Source organism: Lysobacter sp. 1R34A, assembly GCF_051217035.1.
Lineage (GTDB): Bacteria > Pseudomonadota > Gammaproteobacteria > Xanthomonadales > Xanthomonadaceae > Lysobacter.
Genome location: NZ_JBPKJP010000191.1, coordinates 1 through 2,411, shown reverse-complemented (window position 1 = coordinate 2,411; position 2,411 = coordinate 1). Strand labels below are relative to the sequence as shown.

Below are 2,411 nucleotides of genomic sequence, written 5' to 3'. Positions count from 1 at the left end.
CGCCATCGCGGCGGCCTTCGCTGCGCGGGCCGCGGCCGGAACCGGAACCAGAGCCGGAACCGCTGCGGCTGCCGCTACGGCCGCCGGGCCCGCCGCCACGGCGCTGTTCGTCGGCGGCGCGCTGCTCGCGCGCTTCCTTGAAGATCGAACCGATGCTCTCGTTCTCCTCGCCTTCCTCGCCCGCCGGGATCTCGCGCGGCGTGCGCGGCAGCGCGATCAACAATTCGGCGTCGACCGGCGCGATCGGCAGCTTCTGTTCGATGTAGGCCTCGATGTCGGGCAGGCTCATCGCGTAGCGTTCGCAGGCGAAGCTGATCGCGTCGCCCTCGGCGCCCAGGCGCGCGGTGCGGCCGATGCGGTGGACGTAGTCCTCGGCATCGAACGGCAGGTCGTAGTTGTAGACGTGGCTGACGCCGTCGATGTGCAGGCCGCGCGCGGCGACGTCGGTGGCGACCAGGATTTCGAGCTGGCCCTTCTGGAACTTGTTGAGCAGCGACTCGCGCTTCTTCTGCGGCACGTCGCCCGACAGCACGCCCACGCGGTAGCCGCCGCGTTCGAGCGAACGCGCGACGCGCTCGACCCAGGCCTTGGTGTTGACGAACACCATCGTCCGCGCGCCTTCGCTGCGCGACAACAGGCCCAGCAACAACGGCACTTTCTCTTCGTCGGCCGGAAAATAGACCTTCTGGCGGACCTTGGCGGCGGTGATGAACTCGGTTTCGACGACGACCTTCTCGGGCTCGTTCATGTGCTCGTAGGCCAGCTCGAGCACGCGGTGGCTCAAGGTCGCCGAGAACAGCAGAGTCTGGCGCTCGGTGCGGATCGGCATGCGCCGCAGCAGGAAGCGGATGTCCTTGATGAAGCCCAGGTCGAACATGCGGTCGGCTTCGTCGAGCACGCAGATCTCGCAGGCGTGCAGCGACACGACCTTGTGCTGTTTGACGTAGTCGATCAGGCGGCCGGGGGTGGCGATGATGACGTCGGCGCCCTTCTGCAGCAGCTCGCGCTGCTTGTCGTAGTCGACCCCGCCGTAGACCAGGGCGAACTTCAGGCCCAGGTCGGAGCCGAACTTGACCGCGTCCTTGTGGATCTGGATCGCCAGCTCGCGGGTCGGCGCCAGGATCAGCGCGCGCGGGTCTTCGGGCTTGCGCTCGGCCAGGGCCGGGCGGGTCAGCAGGCGGTTGATCACCGCGACCAGGAAGGCCAGGGTCTTGCCGGTGCCGGTCTGGGCCTGGCCGGCGACGTCGCGCCCGGTCAGCGCCAGCGGCAGGGTCAGCGCCTGGATCGGCGTGCAGCGCGAAAACCCGGCGGCCTCGAGGCCGGCCAACAGGCTCGGGTGCAGGTCGAACGAGGAAAAGGTGATATCGGTTAAAGGCTTGTCGCTCATGCTTCTCAGAGATCCGCGCGCACTGGGCGCAGTTGGTGGTCGCTTGCGTGGGTGGCGTCGGCGAAGCAGACTGCCGGGGCCGAGCCGGCGCCCGAGTTGAACTCTGAAGGCAGGCTCGAGGAGACCGTGGCGCAGCCCTTGAAGGTGCCGCGAAACGCCCCAGTTTAGCGTAAGCCCCCGCCCGGCATGGCCCGCCCGGGGTTCCGTTCAAGAATAGCCCGTTCCGTACGGGCGAGTACCCCCGCAGGAGACCCCCGTGAGCGAAAAAGTTCTGCATGCTGGCGATTCCGACTTCGACGCCACCGTGCTGCAGTCGTCCGAACCCGTCCTCGTCGATTTCTGGGCCCCCTGGTGCGGCCCGTGCAAGGCCATCGGCCCGATCGTCGAACAGCTCGCCGACCAGTACGAAGGCAAGGCCAAGGTGGTCAAGGTCGACGTCCAGGAATTCCCGGCGCTGGGCGTTCGCTACAACGTGCGCAGCATCCCCATGTTGTTGATGTTCAAGGACGGCCAGGTCCATTCGAGCCAGCTCGGCGCGCCGCCGAACATCAAGTCGCTGCTGACCCAGATGATCGACAAGGCCATCTGAGGCTTCCTGTCGTGTGAAGCCGCCTCGCTTACGCCCGCCCCCGCGCGGGCGCAAGCGCTCCGGGCCTTGCCCGGCAACGTGAACGGCCCGGCTCGGGAAGCTTGCCGCCACGCGGCAGCAGTGCTAGTTTCGCAACACCCGGCGTCGGACCTCGCGTCCCACCCGCCGCACCCCGTCTGATACCCATCTATCAACCCACGTCCCTGACGTCCCGCTCGCCCGATGCGAGCGCTCGCCGCTTAGCGAGGAACCTCCGCTTGTCCGATAAGACCCCCGACGCTGGCGACATCGCCGAAAAGCGCGTGCGCAAGCCGCGCGTCAGCAAAGCCGCCGAGTCCGCTCCGGCCGTCGCCAGCGATGCCAGCCCCCTGATTCCTGCGGCGCCGCCCGCCGCGCCGCCTTCGGCAGCGCCGGCTCCGGCTGCCGCCGCGCCCC

The 2,411-nt window shown here is 68.4% G+C and carries 2 protein-coding genes; one reads left to right on the top strand and one right to left on the bottom strand.

What is annotated here, in order from left to right:
* Nucleotides 1-1,387 (bottom strand): ATP-dependent RNA helicase RhlB (gene rhlB, locus ACSAMQ_RS20395; protein ID WP_435397407.1); only part of this gene is annotated, 1,387 nt, incomplete at its 3' end.
* A 256-nt stretch (nt 1,388-1,643) separates the two neighbouring features.
* Here rhlB and trxA point away from each other — a divergent pair.
* A complete protein-coding gene (gene trxA / locus ACSAMQ_RS20390; protein WP_031373276.1) occupies nt 1,644-1,976 on the top strand; it encodes a thioredoxin in 333 nt (110 codons plus the stop codon).
* The last annotated feature ends 435 nt before the right edge of the window (nt 1,977-2,411 follow it).